The organism is uncultured Maribacter sp. (genome assembly GCF_963977385.1).
GTDB lineage: Bacteria > Bacteroidota > Bacteroidia > Flavobacteriales > Flavobacteriaceae > Maribacter.
On record NZ_CAXBOU010000010.1, the window covers coordinates 89,343 to 115,588 of the forward strand.

Annotated in this window: 30 protein-coding genes; 24 read left to right on the plus strand and 6 right to left on the minus strand. The window is 34.1% G+C overall.

The features are described from left to right. Window positions 1-205: 205 nt before the first annotated feature. Complete coding sequence (locus AAC084_RS11865) at window positions 206-1,750, minus strand: PglZ domain-containing protein (protein WP_339840415.1); 1,545 nt, start codon at window positions 1,748-1,750, stop codon at window positions 206-208. 86 nt (window positions 1,751-1,836) lie between these two features. On the opposite strand from AAC084_RS11865, the gene AAC084_RS11870 reads away from it, so the two are divergent. From AAC084_RS11870 to hisIE, 23 genes are all read left to right on the plus strand, one after another. Beyond that, window positions 1,837-3,066: an HD domain-containing protein gene (locus AAC084_RS11870; RefSeq protein WP_339840416.1), complete on the plus strand. Its 1,230-nt coding sequence runs from the start codon at window positions 1,837-1,839 to the stop codon at window positions 3,064-3,066. A 23-nt stretch (window positions 3,067-3,089) separates the two neighbouring features. Further along, window positions 3,090-4,106 (plus strand): UDP-3-O-(3-hydroxymyristoyl)glucosamine N-acyltransferase, encoded by a 1,017-nt coding sequence (lpxD, locus tag AAC084_RS11875; protein ID WP_339840417.1) that lies wholly within the window; start codon window positions 3,090-3,092, stop codon window positions 4,104-4,106. Between the two features lie 2 nt (window positions 4,107-4,108). Next, on the plus strand, window positions 4,109-5,509 hold the full coding sequence (locus AAC084_RS11880) for a bifunctional UDP-3-O-[3-hydroxymyristoyl] N-acetylglucosamine deacetylase/3-hydroxyacyl-ACP dehydratase (RefSeq protein ID WP_339840418.1): 1,401 nt from the start codon (window positions 4,109-4,111) through the stop codon (window positions 5,507-5,509). Between the two features lies 1 nt (window position 5,510). Next, complete coding sequence (gene lpxA / locus AAC084_RS11885; RefSeq protein WP_339840419.1) at window positions 5,511-6,296, plus strand: acyl-ACP--UDP-N-acetylglucosamine O-acyltransferase; 786 nt, start codon at window positions 5,511-5,513, stop codon at window positions 6,294-6,296. Window positions 6,297-6,344: 48 nt separating this feature from the next. Next, complete coding sequence (efp, locus tag AAC084_RS11890) at window positions 6,345-6,911, plus strand: elongation factor P (RefSeq protein ID WP_339840420.1); 567 nt, start codon at window positions 6,345-6,347, stop codon at window positions 6,909-6,911. 36 nt (window positions 6,912-6,947) lie between these two features. Next, complete coding sequence (locus tag AAC084_RS11895) at window positions 6,948-7,883, plus strand: UDP-3-O-(3-hydroxymyristoyl)glucosamine N-acyltransferase (RefSeq protein ID WP_339840421.1); 936 nt, start codon at window positions 6,948-6,950, stop codon at window positions 7,881-7,883. A 70-nt stretch (window positions 7,884-7,953) separates the two neighbouring features. Continuing rightward, window positions 7,954-8,826 (plus strand): succinate--CoA ligase subunit alpha, encoded by an 873-nt coding sequence (sucD, locus tag AAC084_RS11900; protein ID WP_339840422.1) that lies wholly within the window; start codon window positions 7,954-7,956, stop codon window positions 8,824-8,826. Window positions 8,827-8,932: 106 nt separating this feature from the next. Then, the gene (gene fabG, locus AAC084_RS11905) at window positions 8,933-9,682 is read left to right on the plus strand and encodes a 3-oxoacyl-[acyl-carrier-protein] reductase (RefSeq protein ID WP_339840423.1); all 750 of its coding nucleotides are present in this window, start codon (window positions 8,933-8,935) and stop codon (window positions 9,680-9,682) included. 66 nt (window positions 9,683-9,748) lie between these two features. After that, window positions 9,749-11,776 (plus strand): VWA domain-containing protein, encoded by a 2,028-nt coding sequence (locus AAC084_RS11910; RefSeq protein ID WP_339840424.1) that lies wholly within the window; start codon window positions 9,749-9,751, stop codon window positions 11,774-11,776. Between the two features lie 9 nt (window positions 11,777-11,785). Then, window positions 11,786-12,598: a prohibitin family protein gene (locus tag AAC084_RS11915; protein ID WP_339840425.1), complete on the plus strand. Its 813-nt coding sequence runs from the start codon at window positions 11,786-11,788 to the stop codon at window positions 12,596-12,598. Window positions 12,599-12,834: 236 nt separating this feature from the next. Continuing rightward, a complete protein-coding gene (gene hisG, locus AAC084_RS11920; RefSeq protein WP_339840426.1) occupies window positions 12,835-13,692 on the plus strand; it encodes an ATP phosphoribosyltransferase in 858 nt (285 codons plus the stop codon). Between the two features lie 74 nt (window positions 13,693-13,766). Then, window positions 13,767-15,053, plus strand: coding sequence for a histidinol dehydrogenase (gene hisD / locus AAC084_RS11925; RefSeq protein WP_339840427.1), 1,287 nt, complete (start codon window positions 13,767-13,769; stop codon window positions 15,051-15,053). A gap of 43 nt (window positions 15,054-15,096) precedes the next feature. Continuing rightward, a complete protein-coding gene (hisC, locus tag AAC084_RS11930; RefSeq protein WP_339840428.1) occupies window positions 15,097-16,143 on the plus strand; it encodes a histidinol-phosphate transaminase in 1,047 nt (348 codons plus the stop codon). A 1-nt stretch (window position 16,144) separates the two neighbouring features. Next, window positions 16,145-17,287, plus strand: coding sequence for a bifunctional histidinol-phosphatase/imidazoleglycerol-phosphate dehydratase HisB (hisB, locus tag AAC084_RS11935; RefSeq protein ID WP_339840429.1), 1,143 nt, complete (start codon window positions 16,145-16,147; stop codon window positions 17,285-17,287). 133 nt (window positions 17,288-17,420) lie between these two features. Then, window positions 17,421-18,002, plus strand: coding sequence for an imidazole glycerol phosphate synthase subunit HisH (hisH, locus tag AAC084_RS11940; protein ID WP_339840430.1), 582 nt, complete (start codon window positions 17,421-17,423; stop codon window positions 18,000-18,002). Beyond that, window positions 18,002-18,424, plus strand: coding sequence for a GNAT family N-acetyltransferase (locus tag AAC084_RS11945; protein WP_339840431.1), 423 nt, complete (start codon window positions 18,002-18,004; stop codon window positions 18,422-18,424). The genes hisH and AAC084_RS11945 overlap by 1 nt, the downstream gene beginning before the upstream one ends. Window positions 18,425-18,516: 92 nt before the next feature. After that, entirely contained in the window at window positions 18,517-18,867 is a 351-nt protein-coding gene (locus tag AAC084_RS11950; protein WP_339840432.1) for a four helix bundle protein, read from the plus strand. Between the two features lie 82 nt (window positions 18,868-18,949). Next, entirely contained in the window at window positions 18,950-19,714 is a 765-nt protein-coding gene (gene hisA / locus AAC084_RS11955; RefSeq protein WP_339840433.1) for a 1-(5-phosphoribosyl)-5-[(5-phosphoribosylamino)methylideneamino]imidazole-4-carboxamide isomerase, read from the plus strand. Beyond that, complete coding sequence (locus tag AAC084_RS11960; protein ID WP_339840434.1) at window positions 19,707-20,222, plus strand: DinB family protein; 516 nt, start codon at window positions 19,707-19,709, stop codon at window positions 20,220-20,222. Before hisA ends, AAC084_RS11960 begins: the two co-directional genes overlap by 8 nt. A gap of 137 nt (window positions 20,223-20,359) precedes the next feature. Beyond that, on the plus strand, window positions 20,360-20,605 hold the full coding sequence (locus AAC084_RS11965; RefSeq protein ID WP_339840491.1) for a four helix bundle protein: 246 nt from the start codon (window positions 20,360-20,362) through the stop codon (window positions 20,603-20,605). 59 nt (window positions 20,606-20,664) lie between these two features. Next, entirely contained in the window at window positions 20,665-21,420 is a 756-nt protein-coding gene (gene hisF / locus AAC084_RS11970; RefSeq protein WP_339840435.1) for an imidazole glycerol phosphate synthase subunit HisF, read from the plus strand. Between the two features lie 153 nt (window positions 21,421-21,573). Beyond that, window positions 21,574-22,266, plus strand: coding sequence for an aspartate/glutamate racemase family protein (locus AAC084_RS11975; protein ID WP_339840436.1), 693 nt, complete (start codon window positions 21,574-21,576; stop codon window positions 22,264-22,266). 184 nt (window positions 22,267-22,450) lie between these two features. After that, window positions 22,451-23,059 (plus strand): bifunctional phosphoribosyl-AMP cyclohydrolase/phosphoribosyl-ATP diphosphatase HisIE, encoded by a 609-nt coding sequence (gene hisIE / locus AAC084_RS11980; RefSeq protein WP_339840492.1) that lies wholly within the window; start codon window positions 22,451-22,453, stop codon window positions 23,057-23,059. A 19-nt stretch (window positions 23,060-23,078) separates the two neighbouring features. On the opposite strand, the gene AAC084_RS11985 is transcribed toward hisIE, so the two are convergent. The 5 genes from AAC084_RS11985 to AAC084_RS12005 all read right to left on the minus strand — a co-directional run bounded on the left by AAC084_RS11985 (window position 23,079) and on the right by AAC084_RS12005 (window position 25,541). Beyond that, complete coding sequence (locus AAC084_RS11985) at window positions 23,079-23,807, minus strand: methyltransferase domain-containing protein (protein WP_339840437.1); 729 nt, start codon at window positions 23,805-23,807, stop codon at window positions 23,079-23,081. A gap of 8 nt (window positions 23,808-23,815) precedes the next feature. Beyond that, the gene (locus tag AAC084_RS11990) at window positions 23,816-24,229 is read right to left on the minus strand and encodes a GNAT family N-acetyltransferase (protein ID WP_339840438.1); all 414 of its coding nucleotides are present in this window, start codon (window positions 24,227-24,229) and stop codon (window positions 23,816-23,818) included. A gap of 28 nt (window positions 24,230-24,257) precedes the next feature. Further along, window positions 24,258-24,449: a hypothetical protein gene (locus tag AAC084_RS11995; RefSeq protein ID WP_339840439.1), complete on the minus strand. Its 192-nt coding sequence runs from the start codon at window positions 24,447-24,449 to the stop codon at window positions 24,258-24,260. Next, complete coding sequence (locus AAC084_RS12000; protein WP_339840440.1) at window positions 24,449-25,117, minus strand: hypothetical protein; 669 nt, start codon at window positions 25,115-25,117, stop codon at window positions 24,449-24,451. The genes AAC084_RS11995 and AAC084_RS12000 overlap by 1 nt, the downstream gene beginning before the upstream one ends. Window positions 25,118-25,220: 103 nt before the next feature. Continuing rightward, entirely contained in the window at window positions 25,221-25,541 is a 321-nt protein-coding gene (locus AAC084_RS12005) for a helix-turn-helix domain-containing protein (RefSeq protein ID WP_339840441.1), read from the minus strand. A gap of 118 nt (window positions 25,542-25,659) precedes the next feature. Between AAC084_RS12005 and AAC084_RS12010 the strand changes: the two genes are divergently transcribed. Then, window positions 25,660-26,172 (plus strand): lactoylglutathione lyase family protein, encoded by a 513-nt coding sequence (locus AAC084_RS12010; RefSeq protein ID WP_339840442.1) that lies wholly within the window; start codon window positions 25,660-25,662, stop codon window positions 26,170-26,172. Window positions 26,173-26,246: the final 74 nt, after the last annotated feature.

Genomic DNA, 26,246 nt, shown 5'->3' on the forward strand with positions numbered 1-26,246 from the left:
GAAATCGAAATATTTATAAAACCAATTTAAAATCCTAAGGTATATAGAATATTAATTTTTAATTTTCTATCAGTTCAAGCAATTATTTAAAATCCCTTCATATTTATATGTAGGGATTTGCTCCTTAAAATTAGGTGCTAACGACTCAATTTCGTTAAAAGATTTTTAATTCACTTTCAGTATAAATGAATTCCATATTATAATTTTATTTAGGTTCTAAAACTACAAAAGGTATAATCATTTCTTCAAGAGATACACCTCCGTGTTGATATGTATTTCTATAGTAACTTACGTAATGGTTATAGTTGTTCGGATAGGCAAAAAACAAATCATTTTTCGCAAAAATATAAGAACTACTCATATTTATACTAGGCAAATAAATTGATTTTGGATCTTTAGCAGCGAAGACATCATTCTTTTCATAGGTAAGACTTCTTCCTGTTTTATATCTTAAGTTTAAGCTTGTTTCACGATCACCAACCACCTTTGATGGTGATTTTACATTTATAGTGCCATGGTCAGTTGTTATAATTAATTTCATTCCCAAGGTCTGTGCTTGTTGAATAATTTCTAACATTGGCGAGTTTTTAAACCAACTTGTTGTTAATGAGCGATACGATTTATCATTAGATGCCAATTCTTTTATGACCTCCATTTCAGTTTTGGAGTGAGATAACATATCTACAAAATTATAAACGATTACGGTTAGGTCGTTATCTTTTTGGCCTTTAAAATTTTGACTTAAATGTTTACCTTGTTTTAAACTACTTATTTTATGGTATTCCCATTTTAAATCAAGTCCTAATCGCTTTAGTTGCTCATCTAAAAATTTATCTTCAAATAAATTTTTACCTCCTTCTTCCGTATCGTTTTTCCACCAATCTGGATATTTTTTTTCCATATCAAGAGGTGTTAGCCCTGAGAATATAGCATTTCGGGCGTATTGTGTGGCTGTTGGTAAAATACTACAATAAGATTCTTCTTTTTTCTTTTTATAAAATGAGTTGACCGTGTCTTCAAAAGCATACCACTGATCATAACGTAAATTATCTACAACAATCAGTAAGGTTTTTTGATCCTTTATCTCTGGAGCAATCCATTCTTTAAACAGTGTATGTGACATTACAGGCGCATCTACATCAGTGAACCAATCAGTGTAGTTGCGCTCTACAAATTTCCCGAATTGTTGATTGGCTTCGGTTTTTTGAGATTCAAGTATTTCGAACATACCGCTGTCCTCAATTTCTTCTAACTGTAATTCCCAGTAAATCAATTTTTTATATAAATCGGCCCATTCTTGATAGCTATTCACCATAGAAAGGTCCATCGCAATTTTTCTGAATTCCTGTTGGTAATTACTGGTGGTTTTTTCAGAAATTAATCTAGAATGATCCAGATTTTTTTTGAGAGAAAGGAGAATTTGGTTTGGGTTTACTGGTTTTATAAGGTAATCGGCTATTTTTGAACCGATAGCTTCTTCCATTATAAATTCTTCTTCACTCTTGGTAATCATTACTACCGGCAAAGAACTGTTAATGATTTTAATTTCTGAAAGTGTTTCTAAGCCAGATATACCAGGCATATTTTCATCAAGGAAAACTATATCGACTCTGGTTTCCGCTAACTCTTCTAATGCTTCCTGACCACTTTTGCAGGTGATAACAATATAATTTTTGGCTTCTAAAAAAATGATATGAGGTTTGAGTAAATCGATTTCATCATCTACCCATAATATTTTTATCTTGTTCATTGAATTATTATTTGACGATAATCAAATTCTATGCTGATGCTTTTGTATAACTTTGAAATGTTAATTTCAGAAAAGACAAATCTATCTTGAAGACATCAAACAAACTGAAAATCTTTAATGATCCAATTTACGGATTTATTAGAATTCCCAATACGTTAGTATTCGACCTCATTGCTGATCCTTATTTTCAAAGGCTACGAAGAATATCGCAAATGGGGTTATCCTATTTGGTATATCCTGGTGCTCATCATACTCGTTTTCATCATGCGTTAGGCTGTATGTATTTAATGCAGAAAGCCATACAAGTTCTTCGTTTTAAAGGCGTTGAAGTTACTCAGTCAGAATCTGACGGACTTTTAAGTGCCATTCTTTTACATGATATAGGGCATGGTCCTTTCTCGCATGCTATGGAACATAGTATCGTAGAAGGAGTAAGTCATGAGTTTATATCGCTTCAGTTTATGGAAGAACTCAATGAGCGATTTAACGGAAGTTTAACGGAAGCCATCTCCATATTCACTGGTAAGCACCCAAAAAAATTTTTAAATCAGTTGGTTTCAAGTCAGTTAGACATGGACCGATTAGATTATTTGAAAAGAGATAGTTTTTATACTGGCGTTGCTGAAGGTAACACTAATGCTGAACGTTTAATAACAATGTTAAATGTAGTAGACGGTAATCTTGTTGTTGAGGAAAAAGGTATTTATTCTGTAGAGAAATTTCTAATGGCCAGACGTTTTATGTATTGGCAAGTGTATTTACATAAAACTGCTGTTGTAGCAGAGCGATTACTAATTTGCATTTTAAAAAGAGCCCGATATCTCATTGAGAAAGGTGAAATTTTAAATTGTAGTGAGGCACTTGGTTATTTTCTAACTCATCATATCGATAAAAGTAATTTTGATAGAGATACCTTGGCGAAGTTCGCTAAACTAGACGATATTGATATTCTTGCAGCATTAAAAGATTGGCAATATTCAAGTGATTTTGTACTGTCGTCACTTTGCGAAATGATTATTAATAGGAAACTATTACATATAAAAGTCAAGAAAGAGCCTATTAATGAAACTAAGTTTAAATCAAAATTTATTAAAGTAAAAAAATTATATAGCCTTACAGATGAAGAAACATCTTATTTTGTCTTTAAAGGTGAGTTAAAAAATAAGGCATATGATAGGGAGTATCAGAATATAAATATTTTGAAGAAAAACGGAAAAATAACAGATGTTGCTAAGTTATCGGATCACCTTAATTTGAATGCCCTTTCTAAAACTGTGACCAAATATTATATGTGCTACCCGAAAGAGGCAGTTTAACTATTTTTCTTACTTTTACGCTCATGAAATTTACAGCAGGTCAGATTGCAGGTATTTTAGAAGGAGAAGTACATGGTAATCCAGAGATAGCAGTGCACAAACTTGCTAAAATTGAAGAAGGAGAAGAAGGTTCAATTACCTTTTTGGCAAATCCTAAATACACCTCTTTTATCTATAAGACCAAAGCTTCAATTACTATTGTTAATAAAAGCTTTATTCCTGAGCAAAGCCTTACAACAACTTTGATTAAGGTTGAAGATGCCTATAAATCATTCTCAAAATTACTGGAGTATTATAACCAAGTTAAGAATAATAAGACAGGAATAGAGCAGCCCATTTTTAAATCAGATAGTGCAATATATGGGTCTGATGTCTATTTAGGTGCTTTTGCTTATTTAGGTAATAATGTAAAATTAGGAGATAATGTAAAGGTTTACCCTAACGTCTATATTGGCGACAATGTAACAGTTGGTAATAACGTTATAATCTTTGCAGGTGCTAAAATATATTCAGAAACCATCATTGGTAATAATTGTGTTGTACACAGTGGAGTAGTTCTTGGAGCAGACGGATTTGGCTTTACGCCTAATGAGGAAGGGGAATTTACAAAAGTACCACAGACAGGTAATGTGATTTTAGAAGATAATGTAGATGTTGGTGCTGGTACTACTATAGATCGTGCAACATTGGGATCTACCATTTTAAGAAAAGGTGTAAAATTAGATAACCAAATACAAATCGCACATAACGTTGAAATAGGTGAGCATACAGTAATTGCTGCTCAAACAGGTATTGCAGGCTCAACCAAAATTGGAAAACACTGCATGATTGGTGGTCAAGTAGGTATTGTTGGCCATATTGTTATCGGTGATTTTGTGAAAATACAAGCCCAATCTGGTATCGGTAGAAATGTGAAAGACCATGAAATTTTACAAGGATCTCCTGCTTTAAATTATGGAGATTACAACAAATCATATGTTCATTTTAAGAACCTATCAAGAATAATTAGTAGAATCGACACTTTAGAAAAGAAGGACTGACGATGAGTACAACAAATAACAAACAAAGGACAATTAGTAAAGAGGTAAGTCTAACAGGAGTTGGATTACATACTGGAAGCAATGTTACTATTAAGTTTTTACCGGCAAGCGAAAACCATGGCTATGCATTTAAAAGGGTAGACTTAGAGGGAGAGCCTATTATACCTGCTGATGCCAACCTTGTGATAAATACACAAAGAGGCACCAATTTGGAAAAGAATGGTGTGAAAATTCAAACTTCTGAGCATGTTTTGGCAGCTTTAGTAGGACTAGAAATTGATAATGTATTAATTGAATTGAATGCGGCAGAGCCTCCAATTATGGATGGTTCTTCTAAGTTCTTTGTAGAGGTGTTAGAAAATGCCGGAATCGTTGAGCAAGATGCTGTTCGCGAAGAATATATTGTTAAAGAAGTAATCACCTTTAGGGATGATAAAACCGGTAGTGAAATAACTATAATCCCATCTGATGAGTATCAGGTGATGACTATGGTAGATTTCGGAACCAAAGTTTTAGGTACTCAAAACGCTACCTTAGATAGAATTTCGGATTTTAAATCTGAAATTTCTAATGCTCGTACCTTTAGTTTCCTTCATGAGTTAGAAATGCTTTTAGAAAACGGACTTATTAAAGGAGGAGATTTAAATAATGCTATCGTTTATGTGGATAAGGAAATTTCTGAAGCTACTATGCGGAAACTAGAAAAAGCCTTTGACAAAAAGAAACTTTCTGTAAAGGCTAATGGTATTTTAGATAATCTTACATTACATCAGCCTAATGAAGCGGCAAGACATAAACTTTTAGATGTTATAGGCGATTTGGCCTTAATTGGTACACGAATACGAGGTAAGGTTATTGCTAATAAACCTGGTCATTATGTAAATAACCAATTTGCAAAGAAACTTGCGCAAATCATTAAATTAGAAAAGCGAAATAAAGTTCCGAAATACGATTTAAGTTTGCCTCCATTGATGGATATCCATAAGATTATGGATATGTTACCTCATAGACCACCATTTTTGTTAATAGATCGTATCATTGAACTTTCTGAAGAGCATGTAGTAGGTATGAAAAATGTGACTATGAATGAACCATTTTTCACTGGTCACTTTCCTGGAGCACCTGTAATGCCTGGTGTACTTCAAGTTGAAGCTATGGCACAAACAGGTGGTATTTTAGTACTGAGCACCGTTCCTGATCCAGAAAATTATTTAACCTTATTTATGAAAATAGATAAAGTGAAATTTAAAAGACAAGTATTACCAGGCGATACATTAATTTTCCATTGTAGTTTAATTACACCAATTAGAAGAGGTATCTGTCATATGCAAGCATATGCCTATGCAAATGATAAATTGGTTAGTGAAGCAGAATTAATGGCGCAAATAGTTAAAAGAACTTAGTATGAATCAACCTTTGGCTTATATACATCCGGGTGCTAAAATTTCCAAAAACGTTGTAGTTGAACCCTTTACTACTATTCACAATAATGTGACCATCGGTGATGGAACATGGATAGGGTCTAATGTAACAATAATGGAAGGTGCGCGCATTGGAAAAAATTGTAATATTTTCCCAGGAGCGGTTATTTCTGCTGCTCCCCAAGATTTAAAATATGATAATGAGGATACTACAGTAATTATAGGGGATAATACCACTATAAGGGAATGTGCAACAATACATAAAGGTACTTCTGACCGTATGAAAACGGTTATTGGAAAAAACTGCCTAATTATGGCGTACTGTCATATAGCGCATGATTGTTTGGTAGGTGATAACTGTATATTTTCTAACAATTCAACTTTGGCTGGTCATGTTACTATAGGTGATAATGTAATATTAGCAGGGTTAGTAGCTGTACATCAATTTGTATCTGTTGGTCAACATGCTTTTGTTACTGGTGGGTCTTTAGTTAGAAAGGATGTGCCACCATATGTAAAAGCGGCAAGAGAACCATTGTCCTATGTTGGTATAAATTCTGTGGGATTAAGAAGACGTGGGTTTGTTTCTGATAAAATTAGAGAGATTCAGAATATTTATAGAATTCTATATCAAAAGAATTATAATAATACACAAGCGGTTCAGATTATAGAGGCCGAAATGGAAGCTACTCCAGAACGTGACGAAATTCTACAATTTATACGCGATTCTCAACGAGGTATAATGAAAGGTTATTTTAGTAATAACTAGACCACATTCCAGACTAATAAAAGTTAACAACATTAATAAAATATACTAATGGCATCTACATCAGATATACGAAAAGGACTATGTATTCGATACAATAATGATATTTATAAAATAATTGAGTTTTTACACGTTAAACCAGGTAAAGGTCCTGCTTTTGTGCGAACAAAATTAAGGAGTGTTACTAGTGGTAAAGTATTGGATAATACTTTTTCTGCAGGTCATAAAATTGAGGATGTTAGAGTAGAAACACGTTCTTATCAATATTTATATCCTGAAGGTGAAACGTATCATTTTATGAATACCGATGATTATAATCAAATCACTTTGCAAGAAAGTTCTTTAGATGCACCAGGTTTATTAAAAGAAGGAGAAATTGTTACGATTTTGTTCAATACAGAAGATAGCATGCCATTATCTGTAGATATGCCTGCAAGTGTTGTATTAGAAGTAACGTATACAGAACCAGGCGTTAAAGGTAATACGGCAACAAATGCAACTAAACCAGCAACGGTAGAAACAGGAGCAGAAGTAAATGTACCATTGTTTATCAACGAAGGAGATAAGATAAAAGTTGATACTTCTACTTGTTCTTATATGGAACGTGTTAAGGAGTAATCAAACGTGTAATTAATTACTAATCAAATTTAGCAATTGAAGTTTCCTACTATATTTTCGTTAAAGCAAATTGCCGATATTATTTCGAGTACTTATGTGGGTAATGATGATTTTCCTGTTTTGGGAATGAACGAAATACACGTAGTTCAGAATGGAGATATTGTATTTGTTGACCATCCGAAATATTATGATAAAGCCTTGAAGTCTAAGGCAACAGTAATATTAATCAATAAAAATGTCGATTGTCCAGAAGGTAAAGCATTGTTGATTTCAGATGATCCTTTTCGTGATTTCAATAAACTTACCACATTCTTTCAACCATTTGTTCCTAATAATCATTCCATTTCAGCTACTGCTAAAATCGGAAAAAATACTGTTATACAGCCGAATACTTTTATAGGGAACAATGTAACCATTGGTGATAATTGTTTAATACATTCTAATGTATCCATTTACGATAATTGTGTTATAGGTGATAATGTAACTATTCATGCCGGTAGTGTTTTGGGTGGAGATGCTTTTTATTACAAAAAACGTCCCGAAGGTTTTGATAAATTGATTTCTGGTGGAAGAGTTGTTTTGAAAAACAATGTTGACATTGGTGCACTGTGTACTATTGATAGGGGGGTGACGGGAGATACCACTATTGGGTTCGGTTCAAAATTGGACAATCAAGTGCACGTTGGGCATGATACCGTGATTGGAGAAAAATGCTTAATAGCATCCCAAACAGGTATTGCAGGTTGTGTTATTATTGAAGATGAAGTAACGTTATGGGGGCAAGTAGGTACCAATAGCGGCATTACTATTGGTAAAAACGCGGTAATTATGGGGCAAACAGGTGTTACAAAATCAGTGGCCGGCGGCAAGAGTTATTTTGGTACTCCAATAGAAGAATCTCGTGAAAAATTGAAACAATTAGCATATATAAAGAAGATTCCAGAAATAATTAAAAATATGGACAAGAAATAAGCGTGTTAATGCTTTAAAATTCATTAACAAACCTATATTTTTGTTCTGTTAAAAATAAAACTACAGTAGTATGAGTGTATTAGTAAATAAGGATTCCAAAATAATCGTACAGGGTTTCACTGGTAGTGAAGGTACTTTTCATGCCGAGCAAATGATTGAGTACGGGACTAATATCGTAGGTGGTGTTACTCCAGGTAAAGGAGGACAAGAGCATTTAGGGAAGCCAGTTTTCAATACGGTTTCTGAAGCTGTTGAAAAAGTAGGAGCTGATACAACTATTATATTTGTACCGCCAGCATTTGCTGCTGATGCAATAATGGAAGCTGCTGATGCAGGTATCAAAGTTATTATTACAATTACAGAAGGTATACCAGTTGCCGATATGGTAATGGTTGCTAATTATATAAAGAGTAGAGATTGTCGCTTAATCGGCCCTAACTGTCCTGGTGTTATTACTCCGGGTGAAGCGAAGGTTGGTATTATGCCAGGTTTTGTTTTCAAAAAAGGAAATGTTGGTATCGTGTCCAAGTCTGGTACGTTGACTTATGAAGCTGCAGATCAAGTTGTTCGTCAAGGTTTAGGTATTACAACTGCTATTGGTATTGGTGGCGATCCAATTATTGGAACTACTACAAAAGAAGCGGTAGAGCTTTTAATTAATGATCCAGAGACTAAATGTGTAGTAATGATCGGTGAAATTGGTGGACAATTAGAAGCTGATGCAGCTCTATGGTACAAAGCAAGTGGTAGTAAAAAACCAGTTGTTGGTTTTATCGCTGGTGAAACTGCTCCTGCTGGTAGAACCATGGGGCATGCTGGTGCAATTGTTGGTGGTAGCGATGATACAGCACAGGCTAAGAAACGAATTATGCGTGAATGTGGAATTCACGTTGTTGATTCTCCTGCTGAAATAGGATTGAAAGTAAAAGAAGTAATGGGTTAAGAACTCATATTATTCATATAAAATCCCGTTTGTAGCGGGATTTTTTTTAGCCTATAATTCAAACAAAAGGTATATTTGGTAAACTACCTAAGTAAATAGTTGACTTATGAGATTATTAGAAGATAAAAACGTAATTATTACAGGAGCAAGTAGGGGAATAGGAATGGGTATCGCACAAGTATTTGCTGACCATGGAGCAAATATTGCTTTTACATACAGTTCAAGCGAAGCCCCTGCACTTGAATTAGAGAAAGAATTGAAAGCTAAAGGTGTAAATGCTAAAGCTTACAAAAGTAATGCCGCTAGTTTTCAAGAAGCAGAAGAATTAGTTGCTAAGGTTTTAGAGGATTTTGGAGGCAGAATAGATGTTCTAATCAACAATGCCGGTATCACGAAAGATAATCTTCTAATGCGTATGTCTGAAGCAGATTTTGATGCGGTTATCGATATCAACTTAAAATCCGTTTTTAATATGACCAAAGCGGTTCAACGTACCTTATTAAAACAACGTAGTGGCTCTATTATCAATATGAGTAGTGTTGTTGGAGTAAAAGGTAATGCGGGTCAGACAAATTATGCTGCTTCAAAGGCTGGTATGATTGGATTTACAAAATCAGTAGCACTAGAATTGGGTTCAAGAAATATTAGATGCAATGCTATCGCACCAGGTTTTATTGAAACAGAAATGACTGAAAAGCTAGATGCAAAAACTGTTCAGGGTTGGAGAGATGGTATTCCATTAAAACGTGGTGGTTCTACAGAAGATATTGCTAATGCGTGTCTTTTCTTTGCTTCAGATTTATCTGGTTATGTAACAGGTCAGGTTTTGAATGTTGATGGCGGAATGTTAACCTAATTCATTTAATAATAATCGGTAAACCGTTTGTTTTACGATTCCAATAAAACATAATAGTATCTATCCATGGAAACCATAACAGTATTGTATATCATTCTTGCTGCTATTGTTGCTTTGGTTATTGTTACATTTCAATATATCTACAAACAAAAGGCTAAAGGTAAAGTGTATTTGCTCTTAGCCTTTTTACGATTTATAGCAATATTTGGGTTACTTGTTTTGCTTATCAACCCTCAATTCTCTCAAAAATCTTATAGTTTAGAAAAGCCTTATTTGGTAATATTAGCAGATAATACAGCTTCGTTATCTGAAAGTGGTAGTGAACTTAAAGCTTTGATTTCGGAATTATATTCATCCGAAGAAATATCAAATAGATTTAAAATAGACAGTTATAAATTTGGTAGTGACTTAGGTGTTCTTGATAGTCTAACATTAAAAGATAAGAATACAAACATCTACAAATCTCTTTCTGCATTGAAAGAAGTTTATGCCCGCGAACAGACGGCTATTATTATGTTTTCTGATGGGAATCAAACGATCGGACAAGATTATGGTTACTTTAAATCTGACCCGAATAGTACAATATATACCGTTGTTTTAGGAGACACTACAAAGTATCGAGATTTATCAGTTGGTCCAATATTAACGAATAAATATGCCTTCTTAAAAAATAAATTTCCATTAGAAACCTATGTGTCTTATCAAGGAAATACTGCAATTACAGCAACGATGTCCGTGAAAATGAACGATAAGGTAATACATAGAGAGAATTTAAAATTAAATAATAAAACAAATTTTAAAACTATCAACATTGAAATTGATGCAAGTTCTGTCGGAATCAAAAATTTGGTGGTTGAAGTATCTCAATTACAAGAAGAGCGGAATATCTTGAATAATCGAAGATCTACAAGTATTGAAATTATTGATGAAAAAACTAAAATCGCCTTGATATCCGATATTCTGCATCCAGATTTAGGAGCGCTTAAAAAATCGATTGAAAATAACGAGCAAAGAACAGTATCTATCTTAAAACCAAACGTAACTAATCGTGTTTTAGAAGAAATTGATTTATTCATATTTTATCAACCAACAGTACGTTTTAAAAGCACCATGGATTTTGCCAAAACTAGAAATGCTAATACTTTTATAATCACCGGTTCGCATACAGATTATTCCTATTTAAATGAAGCAAATATTGGCTTTGAATTTGAAAACGGTTATCCTCAACAAGAAGTTTTTGGTTTATTGAACAATGCTTTTTCAAAGTACGATATATCTGCATTTGATTTATCTGATTTTCCTCCATTACTTAGTGATGCCGGACCCATTGTTTTTCAAAAACCTTATGAAGCATTATTAGGTACTCAGATTAAGGGGCTTAATATACAACAACCCTTATTGGCAGTTTTAGAGGATAACGCTAAAAAACAAGCGCTTTTAGTTGGTGAAAATTTTTGGAAATGGCGTGTACAAACCTATAGAAATACTAGTGAGTTTATCAAGTTTGATGAATTTATGGGTAATCTAATACGATATCTTACTAGTGCTAAAAATAAATCTCGCCTTAATGTTGATTATGAGAAGGTTTATGAAGGTAGTAGCAATACAATTATTACAGCAACTTATTTTGATGAAGCTTTTTTATTTGAGTCTAATGCAAAAGTTGAAATTCAGGTTGTTAATAGTAGAACTAAGCAGGGTCAAAGTATACCAATGGTATTGAAGAACGGCTATTTTGAAGCAGATTTATCAAATCTTATAGCTGGGCAATATGAGTTTATAGTGTCCGTGGAAAATGAAGTTAAAACCAAATCAGGTTCTTTTGTTATAACAGAATTTGACATGGAAAATCAATTTGTATCGAGCGATAATGCAAAAATGGAGTCACTGGCCTTAAACTCAGGTGGGAAACTATTTTATGCTTCACAAATTGAAGCTTTAAAGAGGGAGTTAATAGATGACAATGCCTACGTTCCAACAGAGAAAAACGCTGAAAATATCGTATCTTTGATTGAATTCAGAATTCTTTTAGCTATTATTATTTTTGCTTTTACTGCAGAATGGTTTATTAGAAAATATAACGGATTAATTTAAAAACAACGAATGGACAAATTACCAAAGATTGCATTACCAGCAATATTTATTTTTATTGTATTGATTATAGGAATATCAAAATCTACCGTTACCATTGACTCAGGTCAGGCAGGTGTTTTGTATAAAACATTTGGTGGAGGTGTAGTAACCGATGAGGCACCAATGGGTGAGGGTTTTCATATGGTAGCACCATGGAATAGAGTTACTGTGTATGAAGTACGACAACAAGAGGTGCTTGAGCAAATGAACGTTTTGTCTAGTAATGGTTTGGATATTAAATTGGAAGCATCGGCTTGGTTTGAACCAATACGTAGCGATTTAGGTAAACTACACCAAGAAAAAGGACAAGATTATATACAAAGGGTATTGTTGCCAACAATACGATCTGCAGCACGTTCAGTTGTTGGGCGTTATACGCCAGAACAATTGTACTCGAGTAAGAGGGATGCAATTCAACAAGAGATTTTTGACGAGACTGAAAAAATAGTTTCTGGTCAGTATATTCAATTGAATGAAATATTGGTAAGAGATGTAACCTTACCGCCAACGATTAAAGATGCTATCGAGAGAAAATTGAAGCAAGAGCAAGAATCTTTGGAATATGAATTTAGATTGGTTACGGCTAAGAAGGAAGCTGAGAAAGTTACTATTGAAGCTCAAGGTAAAGCTGATGCCAACCGTATCTTAAGTGCGTCGTTAAATGACCAAATCTTGAAGGATAAGGGTATTGATGCTACTTTAAAGTTAGCGGAATCACCAAATTCAAAAGTGGTAATTGTAGGTGGTAGCGATGGTCTTCCATTAATTTTAGGTAATAACTAAATACACGTAGTTAATTATTTTTGTTTCATTTTAAACTTTTGTTTTGTGAAATGGAAAATACCTTTTACTTTTACACTATAATGAAAAACAGAACTACACATCATCATATTCATACTCACGCTCTGGCGAGGTAGGAATGTATTGTAGTAGTACAACATATTTAAAAACCCGTTTGAGCAATCAAACGGGTTTTGTATTTAATCCAATTTTGATTGTTTAAGCACAACAAATTATAAATGACAAAAATTAGAATTGCTATTCAGAAATCGGGAAGACTAAATGAAGAATCCCTTCAAATTTTAAAAGATTGCGGAATTTCCATTGATAATGGTAAAGACCAGCTTAAGGCTTCTTCAAGAAACTTTCCTATGGAAGTGTTTTATTTAAGAAACGGAGATATTCCTCAATACTTGAGAGACGGAGTAGTAGACATCGCCATAATTGGAGAAAATGTATTGATTGAAAAAGGAGAAGATATTTCAATCGCCGAGAAACTAGGCTTTTCGAAATGTAAAGTTTCTCTAGCAGTACCAAAATCTTTTAAATATAAATCAATACAAGATTTTGAAGGTAAAAGAATAGCGACATCATATCCAAACACGGTAATCAATTACTTAAAGGATAAAGGTGTTAATGCTGATTTACATATTATTAGTGGTTCTGTTGAAATTGCTCCAAATATTGGTTTAGCTGATGCTATTTGTGATATTGTTTCTAGTGGAAGTACGTTGTTTAAAAACAATTTAAAGGAAGTTGAAATAATGCTAACAAGTGAAGCTGTGTTAGCCGTTTCACCAAAAATTTCTGAAGAAAGAAAAGCGTTATTAGAGAAATTACAATTTCGTATTCAGTCTGTATTACGGGCTAGAGGTTCGAAATATGTATTACTTAATGCCCCTAATGAAAAATTAGATGGAATATTAAGTTTACTACCTGGTATGAGAAGCCCAACAGTACTTCCTTTAGCTGATGAAGGTTGGAGCTCGGTTCACACGGTTATCAAAAAAGATTCATTTTGGGAAGTTATCGATGAGTTAAAAAAAGCTGGCGCTGAGGGAATTTTAGTTTGCCCAATTGAGAAGATGGTATTGTAAATAGGTTTTTAGCTATACAAATAATTAAATTCTAAATGCTTTTAGTCAAATACTAGCAGCGTATTTTTAAAAGAATGAACAAAATATATAACCCACAAAAGAAAGATTGGAAAGATGTTCTTAAACGTCCTACCCAAACTGTGGCTGATATTGAAGGATTGGTTAATAGTATTTTTGAGGAAGTTAAAGCGAATGGAGACAGTATATTAAAAAAGTATACCGAACAATTTGATAAAGTTTCTTTAGAGAATATGTTGGTTTCAGATGTAGAAATTGAAGAAGCGAAAGCTTTAGTTTCTGATGAGCTAAAATCTGCTATTCAACTTGCTAAGTCGAACATCGAAGTATTTCATAAAGCCCAGAAAACTGGTCGCGTGGAAGTCGAAACTGTCAAAGGAGTTTCTTGCTGGCAAGAAAAACGACCTATTCAAAAAATAGGCCTTTATATTCCCGGTGGCACAGCACCTTTGTTTTCTACCATACTAATGTTGGCGGTACCTGCTACTATTGCGGGTTGTAATGAGATTGTGCTTTGCTCTCCTCCTGATAAAGAAGGCAAGTTGAACCCTGCTATTCTATACACGGCGAATTTATGTGGTGTTACTAAAATAGTAAAGGTAGGAGGGATACAAGCAATTGCCGGTATGACCTTTGGTACAGAATCCATTCCACAAGTTTATAAAATATTCGGGCCAGGAAATCAGTACGTAACCGTTGCTAAACAAATTGCAACAAAATATGGTGTAGCTATAGATATGCCTGCTGGTCCTTCAGAATTATTAGTAGTGGCTGATGACACGGCTAATGCTGCCTTTGTAGCATCCGATTTATTGAGTCAGGCTGAGCATGGTATTGATAGTCAAGTTATTTTGGTGTCGACTTCAAAAACGATGATTGAGGCAGTAGAGAAAGAAGTAGCGCTGCAATTAGAAGAACTACCACGTAAAGAAATTGCGAGGCAAGCAATTGCAAATAGTAAACTCATCTATGTTGAAGATGACCAAACAGCTATTGATTTAATTAATGAATACGGTCCTGAGCACTATATTGTATGTGTAGCTAATGAAGATTTTTATATAGATAACACTCAAAATGCAGGCTCTGTTTTTATTGGGAATTATACGCCCGAGAGCGCTGGAGATTATGCCTCTGGCACCAATCATACCTTACCTACAAACGGTTATGCAAAGCAATATAGCGGCGTAAATTTAGATAGTTTTATGAAAAGCATGACGTTCCAGAAAATCACAAAAGAAGGCATTCAAGCAATTGGCAATGCCGTTGAATTAATGGCTGAAGCGGAAGGTTTACAAGCACATAAAAATGCGATAACCTTAAGATTAAATAGCCTAGAAAAATAGAGTATTTTCTGTTCGAGAGCAGTCGAGACCTAATTATGAAGTAATGAATTTCAATTTAGATAACATAACAAGAGAAAACGTGAAGGGCTTAAGTCCGTATTCGTCTGCACGCGATGAATATGTTTCCGATGGTTCGACCATGGTGTTTTTAGATGCGAATGAGAATCCGTTTGAAAACGGAGTCAATCGGTATCCTGATCCACAACAGAGAGGTTTAAAAACTATTTTGGCCGAAAAGAAAGGAATTAAGGAAGAAAACATCCTTTTGGGTAATGGGAGTGATGAAGTTTTAGATTTACTCTTTAGAGCGTTCTGTGAACCTAAGGAAGATAACATTATCACATTACCACCGACATATGGTATGTACAAGGTACTTTCAGGTATTAATTTAGTTGAAAATAGGGAAGTGTTACTAACCGATGCATTTCAACCAAACGTTTCTGAAATAAAGAAAACTATTGACGCGAATACCAAACTGCTGTTTATTTGCTCACCAAACAATCCTACGGGAAATATTCTTTCCTCTAAGAGTATTGAGGAGCTATTAAATTCTTTTGACGGACTCGTGGTTATTGATGAAGCGTATATTGATTTTTCATCAGAAGAAAGTTGGTCTTCCAAACTTGCTGCGTTTCCTAATTTGATCGTGACACAAACATTATCTAAAGCCTATGGTATGGCAGGTATTCGTTTGGGGATCTGTTTAGCTTCCGAAGAAATAATTGCTGTTATCAATAAAATAAAACCGCCCTACAACGTAAATCAATTAACGCAAGAGCGAGCGATACAAAGAGTATCCGATGAAAAATCGGTACAAGCAGAAGTCGCAACTATTTTAGATGAGCGTGAAAAACTGATTAAAACATTAGAAACTGTTTCTTTTGTTGCAAAAATATATCCTACGGATGCTAATTTTATCTTGGCGAAAGTAGACGACGCTACAAAACGTTATAATCAACTTCTATCAAAAGGAATTGTGGTTAGAAACCGTACATCGCAACCGTTATGCGAAAACACGTTGCGTTTTACCGTAGGAACATCCGAAGAAAATAATAGTGTAATTACCGCTTTAAAAGCATTATCAATCTAATATGGAAAATAAAAAACGTGTTTTGTTTATAGACCGTGACGGTACTATGATAAAGGAAACTATTGATGAGCAGATAGATGCATTTGATAAAATGATTTTTTACCCTAAGGCTTTTACTTTTCTTGGTAAAATTGCCAAAGAGCTTGATTATGAATTAGTGATGATTACCAATCAAGATGGTTTGGGTACCGATGTTTTTCCAGAAGACACGTTTTGGCCTGTCCATAATTTCATTATGAAATCTTTTGAAAATGAAGGAGTCGTTTTTGATAAGGTCTTTTTAGACCGCACTTTTCCGCATGAAAATGCAAACACAAGAAAACCGGGTACAGGCTTGTTGACAGACTATTTTTCTGAAGCCTATGATTTGGAAAATTCCTTTGTTATCGGTGATCGTTTAACAGATATGGAACTGGCAAAAAACCTTGGTGCAAAGGGTATTTTTATAAATGATGAAACTAACTTAGGCACTGGTGAAATTACAGTAAAACGTGATGCTTTAGATGCCCATATCGCGTTGGAAAATAATGACTGGGAGAAAATTTATGAGTTTTTAAAGCTGAAGGATAGAACCTCTGAAACGCACAGAAAAACCAATGAAACCGATATTGCCATTAAACTAAATCTTGACGGTACCGGTAAAAGTGATATCAAAACCGGATTAGCATTTTTTGACCATATGCTGGATCAATTGGCGCGTCATGGACAGATGGATTTAACCATTAAGGTTAATGGAGATTTAGAAGTTGATGAACACCATACGATAGAAGATACAGGCATTGCGCTTGGTGAAGTATTTCATAATGCCTTAGGAAATAAATTGGGTATTGAACGTTACGGATTCTGTTTACCAATGGATGATTGTTTAGCACAATCTGCGATCGATTTTGGAGGACGAAATTGGTTGGTATGGGATGCAGACTTTAAGCGTGAAATGGTAGGAGATATGCCTACCGAAATGTTTCATCATTTCTTTAAATCGTTCACTGACGGAGCTAAAGCAAATTTGAATATTAAGGCCGAAGGTACCAACGAGCATCATAAAATTGAAGCTATTTTTAAAGCCTTTGCTAAGAGTATAAAAATGGCAGTTAAAAGAGATGTAGAAAAAATGGTATTACCGAGTACGAAAGGAGTTTTGTAGGTACGAGGTTTAAAATACAAAGTCATAGGAGAAGGTCAAATATGGCTTTATTAAAAAGATAAATTTAAAATTAGCAACGGTAATTGAAGTATAGTAAATCGTACTTCAAAATTCTAACCTCGTATTTGAGCTTATGAAAATTGTAATTATAAATTACGGAGCAGGAAATATTCAGAGTATTAAGTTTGCCATACAGCGCTTAGGTTATGATGCTGTTTTAAGTAGTGATGTTGAAGAAATACAAAATGCTGATAAAGTAATTTTTCCCGGTGTTGGTGAGGCCAGTAGTGCTATGAAAAAACTTTGTGATAGTGGCCTAGATAAACTAATTCCAACATTAAAACAACCGGTTTTAGGTATCTGTTTGGGAATGCAGTTGATGTGTCATTCATCTGAAGAAGGTAATACTACCGGATTAGGTATTTTTGATGTTGATGTGGTTAAGTTTGATACTACCGTAAAAGTACCACAGATTGGGTGGAACCAAATTAACATGCTAAAGTCTGGTTTATTCGAAGGAATAACTGAAAACGAATATATCTATTTAGTTCATAGTTTTTATGCACCCTTGTGTACAGAAACGATTGCTGAATGTTTCTATGGAGTAGATTATAGTGCTGCCTTGCAAAAAGATAATTTTTACGGTACTCAATTTCATCCCGAAAAAAGTAGTAGTGTAGGTGAGGAGATACTTGAGAATTTTTTAAATATGTAATGGAGCAGGATTATTTTATTTCAACCGATAAAAGTTTACTTGATAGCAATGCTATTCAACAATTTATTGCCAATTCATATTGGGGAAATGGCCGTTCTTTAGATGAAGTAAAAACAACTATTGAAAACTCGTATTGCTTTGGAATTTATACCTCCGATAAAGAACAAATTGGTTTTGCTCGGGTAGTTACAGACTATATTTATTTTGGCTATATCATGGATGTGATTATTCTTGACAAATTTCAAGGGCAAGGGTATGGTAAGATTTTAGTAGAACACATGTTGAATAATAACACGATTAAATATCTAAAAACGATTGCCTTAAAAACAAAAGACGCTCATTTACTTTACGAAAAATTCGGATTTAATAAAATAGGAGATTCACCATTATGGATGTCCATCGATAGACAAATATTAGAGTAGTTAGTACTAATTTGATAAGTATTAAGTAAAGAGTACAAAGTATTAAGTCAATTTTATTCAGTTTAAATTAAAATGTAATAAAATTCATTTAAATGAATAATTATAGAGAATTAAACATTTGGAAAAAAGGGATGCAACTTGTTCAAGAAATTTATTTCTTAACTAAGAAATTACCTGATGACGAAAAATTTGGATTGATTTCTCAAATTAAAAGATGTAGTGTTTCAATTCCATCAAATATTGCTGAGGGCGCAGGTAGAAATTCAAATAAAGAATTTGCCCGTTTTCTCAGTATTGCAAATGGTTCAACAACAGAACTTGAAACACAATTAATACTAATTGTAAATCTAAAATTTGTAGCGGAGTCTGATATTAATAATGCGTTAGCGTTATGTAATGAAATAAAAAACATGAACTATGCATTACAAAAAAGCTTAAAATAATTAGAGTCATGGTATTTAAGACTTAAGAGATTATGCTTGAGACTTAATACCTTAGACTTAGTACTTTATACTATAAAAAAACATGAGAATTATACCAGCAATTGATATCATAGATGGTAAGTGTGTTCGCCTTTCAAAAGGAGATTACGATACCAAAAAAATATATAATGAGAATCCCTTAGAAGTTGCTAAAGAGTTTGAATCTCATGGTATTCAGTATTTACATTTGGTAGATTTAGATGGCGCAAAGTCTAAACATATCGTAAACCATAAGGTTTTAGAACAGATAGCTTCACAAACAGGATTAAAAATTGATTTTGGTGGTGGATTAAAAACTGATGACGATTTACGTATCGCTTTTGATAGTGGTGCCAAACAAATTACAGGTGGTAGTATCGCAGTAAAAGATGCTGAAACTTTTATAGGATGGATTGAAAAACACGGTGCAGATAAAATAATCCTCGGTGCAGATGCTATGGATGAAAAAGTAGCTGTTTCGGGGTGGCAAGAAGAATCGAAAGAAGAACTTATTCCTTTTATTCAGTTCTATCAATCAAAAGAAATTCAATATGTGATTTGTACCGATATCAGTAAAGATGGTATGTTAGAAGGTCCGTCGTTTGATTTGTATCGGAAAATAATAGAAAAAACAAATATCAGTCTGAGCGTAATCGAAGACCAAACAGTACGTAAACTAAAACTAATTGCGTCCGGTGGAATATCAACCTTTGATGAGTTACCTAAATTAGCTGAAATGGGTTGTGAAGGTACCATCATAGGGAAAGCTATCTATGAGAATAGAATAAGTTTAAAGCAATTGGAATCTTATATTTTAAATAATGGATAAAGAAGCTCAATTAGTCGAAGAATTAGTTAAGAATGCATTGTACAGAATGGATGAAAGTTCACGTATGATAAAGAAGAGTCTTGACGACATTTCAGAAGAAGAAGTATGGCAAAAACCAAATGATTCATTGAATAGTATTGCAAATTTAATCTTGCACTTGTGTGGTAATATATCACAATATGTAATTTCTTCTTTGGGTGAAACTGAAGATAAGAGGAATCGTGACGTTGAGTTTTCTGCAACTGGCGGACTCACTAAAGATGAGTTACTGAAAAAATTAGATGATGTAGTCGATACGGCAAAACGTGTTATTTTCGATGCTACTCCAAGTCAATTGGTAAAGATTAGGTCTGTACAAGGATTTTCATTTTCTGGTGTTGGTATTATTCTGCATGCAGTAGAACATTATTCATATCATACTGGTCAAATTGCTTTTTGGGTGAAACATTTGAAGAATACCGATTTGGGCTTTTATGATGGAATGGATTTGAATGTGAAGAATAAGTAGGGAGGTACGAGATTAAAAATAAGAGGTAGGAAGTTAAAGATTTAAAATCTAGGACTAAAAAGTTTGCAGTTGACTGTTGGCGATTTTGTGCAAAACTTCCTAAATCTCGTGAATTTGATGCTTGAGCAAGGCAGTTAATTCGATGTTCAAGTTCGGTTGGCGCAAACTATCGTGCTTCTCAAAGGGCAAAATCTACTGCTGATTTTATCAATAAGCTAAAAATTGTAGAGGAAGAAGTAGATGAGTCAGTATATTGGTTAGAACTATTTATAGAAGTGCTGCCAGAAAATGAAACTGAAATTAACATGTTAAAAAATGAAGCATCAGAGTTATTAGCGATAACAGTTGCATCAATTATAACAGCTAGAAAAAATAGAAAATGAAAAACCAGTTTATAACGTTTGACTTGTACCTCAAACTTTTAACCTTTTACCTTTAAATAATGCTTGCAAAAAGAATTATACCTTGTTTAGATATAAAGGACGGAAGAACCGTGAAAGGCGTCAATTTTGTTGATTTACGCGATGCTGGTGATCCTGTGGAACTTGCTGAAATTTATAGCAAAGAAGGAGCCGACGAATTGGTGTTTTTGGATATCTCTGCAACAGAGCAAAAACGAAAAACCTTAGCAGACTTGGTATATCGAGTAGCGGAAAAAGTGAATATTCCCTTCACCGTAGGTGGCGGAATTTCTTCTGTTGAGGATGTAGATATTTTGCTTCAGAACGGCGCAGATAAAGTTTCCATTAATTCATCGGCGGTAAAGAACCCTCAATTGATTAATGATCTATCGGCAAAATTTGGTTCACAATGTATTGTAGTTGCTATTGATGCAAAACAGATAGATGGTGAATGGATAGTGCATTTGGTAGGTGGTAAAGTGCCAACTGAGCGAAAATTGTTCGAGTGGGCGAAAGAGGTTGAAGAACGCGGAGCGGGAGAAATTCTGTTTACTTCAATGGATCATGATGGTACTAAAGACGGATTTGCAAATGAAGCCTTAGCAAAGTTGTCAACGGAGTTAAATATACCAATTATCGCATCAGGAGGTGCAGGAAACAAACAACATTTTACCGACACTTTTGTAGCAGGTAAAGCAGATGCAGCTTTAGCAGCAAGTGTATTTCATTTTAAGGAGATTGGAATACAGGAGCTGAAAAAGGAGTTAAGAGAAAGTGGAATTCCTGTTCGGATTTAGTATTCAGTATGCAGTATCAGTTTTCAGTACACAGTTACAGTGGACTGGTACAAAAATAAAAAAGTAACTCTAAGCGCAGTTGAAGGGACTGAAACACGCATAGGTCTTTGCATCCGTTCAAACCGACAATGAGAACAAATTAATATTAAGGAAATGAAAAAAATAGGATTAATCGGAGGCATCACCTGGCAGTCTACACAGTTGTATTATCAATTGCTAAATACTAAAGTAGCAGAAGTATTAGGTGGACAAAGTTCTTGTGAGTGTATTATTGAATCGGTTAATTTTTCAGATATTTCCATCAAACAAGCAAATGATGACTGGGATGCCTTACATACTCAGATGACCGATATTGCAGTTCGACTAGAAATGGCGGGTGCTGATATTATTCTGATTTGCGCAAATACCATGCATTTAAGTGTTCCCGCTATAAAAGATAAAATTTCAATACCATTATTGCATATAGCTGAAGTTGCTGGGAAAGCCGTTAAAGAAAAAGGATGTAAAAAAGTATTGTTACTTGGTACTAAATATACTATGGAATTGGACTTTTACAAAGACATTCTTAAAAATCAATTTGGTATCGAAGTGATGATTCCTAATGATGCAGACCGGGATATTGTGCATACTATTATTTACTCAGAATTATCAAAAGGAATAATTACTGAAGAGTCCAAGCAATTGTATTTGGACATCATTAAAAAATCAGAAAAAGAAGGAGCGGAAGGAGTAATTTTAGGTTGTACCGAAATACCTTTGCTTATTAAACAAGAAGATTGTGATATCACTGTTATTGATACCACTAAAGAACATGCATTTGCTGCTGTAGAATTTGCCCTTGGTTAGTATTCAGTTGGCTGTATCAGTTCTCAGTATGCAGATTTGATAAACTAAAGGTCATCCCGATCAGAGTAGAAGGCTTAGGAACACCAAAAGGGTCTACAACTTTACTAAGACCAATAAAAAATGCTTAGTTGGTCAAAAGAGACGTGAGGATAGAAAAAGATAAAAAGTAATGAGTAACAAGAATATGAATTATAACACACCAGATTGGAATAAAATGAGCGACGGATTAGTGCCAGCAATCATTCAAGATGTACGGACTAAAAATGTATTAATGTTGGGTTATATGAATGCGGAAGCATTACGTAAAACAACTGAAACAGGTAAGGTTACCTTCTTTAGCCGCACTAAAAATCGATTATGGACCAAAGGTGAAGAGAGTGGTAATTTCTTAAATCTAGTTGATATTAAAAACGATTGTGATAACGATTCTTTGTTAATTTCAGTAAATCCTGTTGGGCCTACTTGCCATAAAGGGACGGACACCTGTTGGAAAGAAGAAAATATATCGAACTTCGGGTTCTTTTCAGAATTAGAAGCGACCATAGAACAAAGACGCACTGATGCTGATGGTGAAAAGTCTTATGTTGCATCGCTATTTGCAAAAGGTATTAACAAGATTGCTCAGAAAGTAGGGGAGGAAGCCGTAGAAACCGTTATTGAAGCAATGGATAATAACGACGAACTATTTCTTTATGAAAGTGCAGATTTATTGTTTCACTATTTAATGCTGTTACAGGCAAAAGGGTTTACGCTTAAAGATATTGAGGCTGAATTGATGAAGAGGAAGAAATAAATACTAAATACTTTTAAGTTTATTTACTAACTTGATAAGAAGTCAAATAAGTCATTGCTTTCAACGTAGTCATTTCACTTTTGAAAACGGATTGCAACTGATTAGTTGTTTTTTCATATAGATTAGTAGAACCAAATGCGTCTGCTAATCTAGAATAGTTATCTTTTATGGATAATAATAAATGAGCAAGGTCTATAATTTTGATATCTAGCAATACTGATTTTTTCAATTCATTATCCATGGTTATAAACTGTTCATTAAGTCCAGAAAAGTTTGCTTGATGGTCATAATCAATTGATTGTGGTAAATCACTTTTGAGCCCTAATTGTACAAATATAGGTTCTAAAAATATTTCAAAATCATAAATGATGATGCGGCAATTTTTATTTGCGACTCTAACAGTTTCGTCGAGTATAGCTTGTGATTTGGCATAGTAAAGCGAACCAGCAAACGTTATTATATCAAAGATTTCACTATCAAAATTAAGTGTGTTAGAATCGATTAGTTGATAAGTTATTATAGGATTTTGAAACGATTTATCTAACATCTCTTTACTAGGGTCTACACCAACCACATTTGTACAATAGTTTGCTAGTGCTATAGATGAGTAACCGGTACCACAACCAACATCTAAACCTAATTCAAATCTTTCGCTAGAATCGAAAAGCACTTTTAATATTGTAGCATGTAAAGATGGTCGATAGGCAGCATAATGTGAAGCGGTAATTTTATCATATTCTTTTGACATACCTAAATCTAAAATATTCGCTCCATAATCACATAATTTAATCCACCTTTTACAAATTCAGTAGTAGTAATGCTCATATTAAATTTGGCGTAGTAATTCGTTTTAGCCGTTCTTGCATTGCACCATATTCTAGAAAGCTGTTCTTTCTCGGCGATACTCATAATTTCATTCAACAAAATTGTTCCGTATCCTTTTCCTTGATATTCAATAAGTGTAGCGAATTTTCGAAATTGTGCCTCTCTATCTGTGATGAATAATGAAACTACCGAAATTAATGTATCGTCAACATATAACCCGTAATGTCTCCCCTCGGTGTCATTAGGTAATCGCACAAAATCTATAGGATTATCTGGCCACATGACTTTATGGCGAATGAATAAAGTTTCATCTGCTGTTATTTCAACAATTTTAGGCTCTATCATACTTAGAAGTATCGCGTTGAAAACAGTTTTAGCCAAGAACTAAACTATCCTGTAGTTTTACCACCTTTGTCCATTCAAAAGGTATTGGAGACCATTCCTCATCTACTTTACAATTTTTGAAAGTATTATTTCTAACGAAAACTTGATTGTTCTCACTGAAAACATGTTGTGCTTCGATTGTCGCTTGGTTGTAACTGTTATGTTTTTGGACCTTTGCCATTATTGTACATTTTTCTTGTAACGGTTTCGTCCCATATTAAAAACACCTACTTTAATTCCTATGCCTGCAGAGAAACCGTTGATGTTCACTGTACGTGTTGGTGGGAGATTAATTCGACTAGAAAAGCGATATTTAACACCAGCTTCAATTTGTAAATATCGAGATATATTAAAAAGAGCGCTTACTCCAGGTTCGGCCACAAAGACCGCATTTATATCATCGCCGGTAAGTTCTTCCTCAAGATAGTCATCATCACGAAAATTGTTTTCAACGTAACCTACGCCACCAGCTCCTAGTAATAAAGGAAATGAAAGATTGACTTTATTTTTACTAAAGAAAATGGGTTCTAAATGTAGACCGCCGTATGCTACTATGATATCTTCATAACGCCCACGTTCATTGTTATAAATATCTTGTTCTGAATACAGAAAATTACCTGCAAATCCGACCTCAAATTGTTGATTGGCAACGTAGGCTACTTTAAGTTCTCCTACATAGGTACTATTACCGTCGATTTCACCTAATCGCATAGATAGACCCAAATAAACTCCATGTACGACATTTTTACGGTCGTTAAATTCAAGGTATTCATCGGTTTCTTCTTGGCTAAAACCTGAAAAAGAAGCCACTAGAAAAAATAGGATTAGGCTGATTTTGGTGGATTGCATTCTTGATTTTTTTGATTGATATACCTAATAGACAACTCAATGACATAAAAGTTGCATGTAAAACTACTTTTTTTAAAAAAAATTGGATTTATCAGTGATCGGACTATCCTTTTGTAGTTTGATATTCTTTTGCTCCCCATGCATCTAAACTCAATAGAATAGGTTTTAATGAAATTCCTTTTTCACTTAAGGCATATTCAACCTTTGGAGGTACTACAGGAAATACTTCTCGTATAACGAGTCCGTCTTTCTCTAGTTCACGTACGGTTTGGGTAAACATTTTATTTGAAATTCCCGGCACTTTCTTTTGCAGAATTCCCGAACGTAATGGTCCATCCAAAAGATGAAATAATACTAAAGGTTTCCATTTGGTGCCGATTAAATTCATGGTATAATCTAATGGACAGAAATTTATTGTATTCATTTTTTACTTAGTATATTGATAAACAGCAATTAACTCTTTTAGTTATGTATATTACTTTTAGGTAAGTTGTTGCTATTAAGGCAATTATAGTTTTATTTTGTAGTATAAATAGACACCTATGAATTCAAATAAAGAGTATCCAAAATCATTTTCGCATATAGGTATCACAGTGCCTAAAATCGAGGAAGCTGTAAAATTCTATTCTGAGGTGATGGGATGGTATGTAATTATGCCACCATCAAAAGTGAAGAAGGAAGCAGAAACTGCCATTGGTCAAATGTGTATCGATGTATTTGGTGAAGATTGGGAGGAATTTGAAATTGCCCATATGTCAACCTCTGATGGAATTGGTATAGAATTATTTTCATTTCCACACGGGGTTAAAGAAGCACCGGATTTCAATCCTTTTAATACTGGATTATTTCATTTCTGTATACAAGATCCTAATATTGAAGACCTGATTGAAAAGATTGTAGCTAATGGCGGAAAGCAACGTATGCCAATACGTTCTTATTACCCAAATGATAAGCCTTATAAAATGTGTTATGTCGAAGACCCCTTCGGTATTGTATTTGAAATCTACACCCATAGTTATGAATTGACCTATTCTTCGGGTGCATATGAGAAATAGAGAGTATAATAATAAACTAAAAAGCGACTGGCCTTTTAATAGTACCAGTCGCTTTTTATAAAATTTCAACAGTT

Coding starts and splice junctions, on each gene's coding strand:
- AAC084_RS11865 (WP_339840415.1), bottom strand. CDS start 1,750: ATGAACAAGATAAAAATATTATGGGTAGATGATGAAATCGATTTACTC.
- lpxD (WP_339840417.1), top strand. CDS start 3,090: ATGAAATTTACAGCAGGTCAGATTGCAGGTATTTTAGAAGGAGAAGTA.
- AAC084_RS11880 (WP_339840418.1), top strand. CDS start 4,109: ATGAGTACAACAAATAACAAACAAAGGACAATTAGTAAAGAGGTAAGT.
- lpxA (WP_339840419.1), top strand. CDS start 5,511: ATGAATCAACCTTTGGCTTATATACATCCGGGTGCTAAAATTTCCAAA.
- efp (WP_339840420.1), top strand. CDS start 6,345: ATGGCATCTACATCAGATATACGAAAAGGACTATGTATTCGATACAAT.
- sucD (WP_339840422.1), top strand. CDS start 7,954: ATGAGTGTATTAGTAAATAAGGATTCCAAAATAATCGTACAGGGTTTC.
- fabG (WP_339840423.1), top strand. CDS start 8,933: ATGAGATTATTAGAAGATAAAAACGTAATTATTACAGGAGCAAGTAGG.
- AAC084_RS11910 (WP_339840424.1), top strand. CDS start 9,749: ATGGAAACCATAACAGTATTGTATATCATTCTTGCTGCTATTGTTGCT.
- AAC084_RS11915 (WP_339840425.1), top strand. CDS start 11,786: ATGGACAAATTACCAAAGATTGCATTACCAGCAATATTTATTTTTATT.
- hisG (WP_339840426.1), top strand. CDS start 12,835: ATGACAAAAATTAGAATTGCTATTCAGAAATCGGGAAGACTAAATGAA.
- hisD (WP_339840427.1), top strand. CDS start 13,767: ATGAACAAAATATATAACCCACAAAAGAAAGATTGGAAAGATGTTCTT.
- hisC (WP_339840428.1), top strand. CDS start 15,097: ATGAATTTCAATTTAGATAACATAACAAGAGAAAACGTGAAGGGCTTA.
- hisB (WP_339840429.1), top strand. CDS start 16,145: ATGGAAAATAAAAAACGTGTTTTGTTTATAGACCGTGACGGTACTATG.
- hisH (WP_339840430.1), top strand. CDS start 17,421: ATGAAAATTGTAATTATAAATTACGGAGCAGGAAATATTCAGAGTATT.
- AAC084_RS11945 (WP_339840431.1), top strand. CDS start 18,002: ATGGAGCAGGATTATTTTATTTCAACCGATAAAAGTTTACTTGATAGC.
- AAC084_RS11950 (WP_339840432.1), top strand. CDS start 18,517: ATGAATAATTATAGAGAATTAAACATTTGGAAAAAAGGGATGCAACTT.
- hisA (WP_339840433.1), top strand. CDS start 18,950: ATGAGAATTATACCAGCAATTGATATCATAGATGGTAAGTGTGTTCGC.
- AAC084_RS11960 (WP_339840434.1), top strand. CDS start 19,707: ATGGATAAAGAAGCTCAATTAGTCGAAGAATTAGTTAAGAATGCATTG.
- hisF (WP_339840435.1), top strand. CDS start 20,665: ATGCTTGCAAAAAGAATTATACCTTGTTTAGATATAAAGGACGGAAGA.
- AAC084_RS11975 (WP_339840436.1), top strand. CDS start 21,574: ATGAAAAAAATAGGATTAATCGGAGGCATCACCTGGCAGTCTACACAG.
- hisIE (WP_339840492.1), top strand. CDS start 22,451: ATGAATTATAACACACCAGATTGGAATAAAATGAGCGACGGATTAGTG.
- AAC084_RS11985 (WP_339840437.1), bottom strand. CDS start 23,807: ATGTCAAAAGAATATGATAAAATTACCGCTTCACATTATGCTGCCTAT.
- AAC084_RS11990 (WP_339840438.1), bottom strand. CDS start 24,229: ATGATAGAGCCTAAAATTGTTGAAATAACAGCAGATGAAACTTTATTC.
- AAC084_RS11995 (WP_339840439.1), bottom strand. CDS start 24,449: ATGGCAAAGGTCCAAAAACATAACAGTTACAACCAAGCGACAATCGAA.
- AAC084_RS12000 (WP_339840440.1), bottom strand. CDS start 25,117: ATGCAATCCACCAAAATCAGCCTAATCCTATTTTTTCTAGTGGCTTCT.
- AAC084_RS12005 (WP_339840441.1), bottom strand. CDS start 25,541: ATGAATACAATAAATTTCTGTCCATTAGATTATACCATGAATTTAATC.
- AAC084_RS12010 (WP_339840442.1), top strand. CDS start 25,660: ATGAATTCAAATAAAGAGTATCCAAAATCATTTTCGCATATAGGTATC.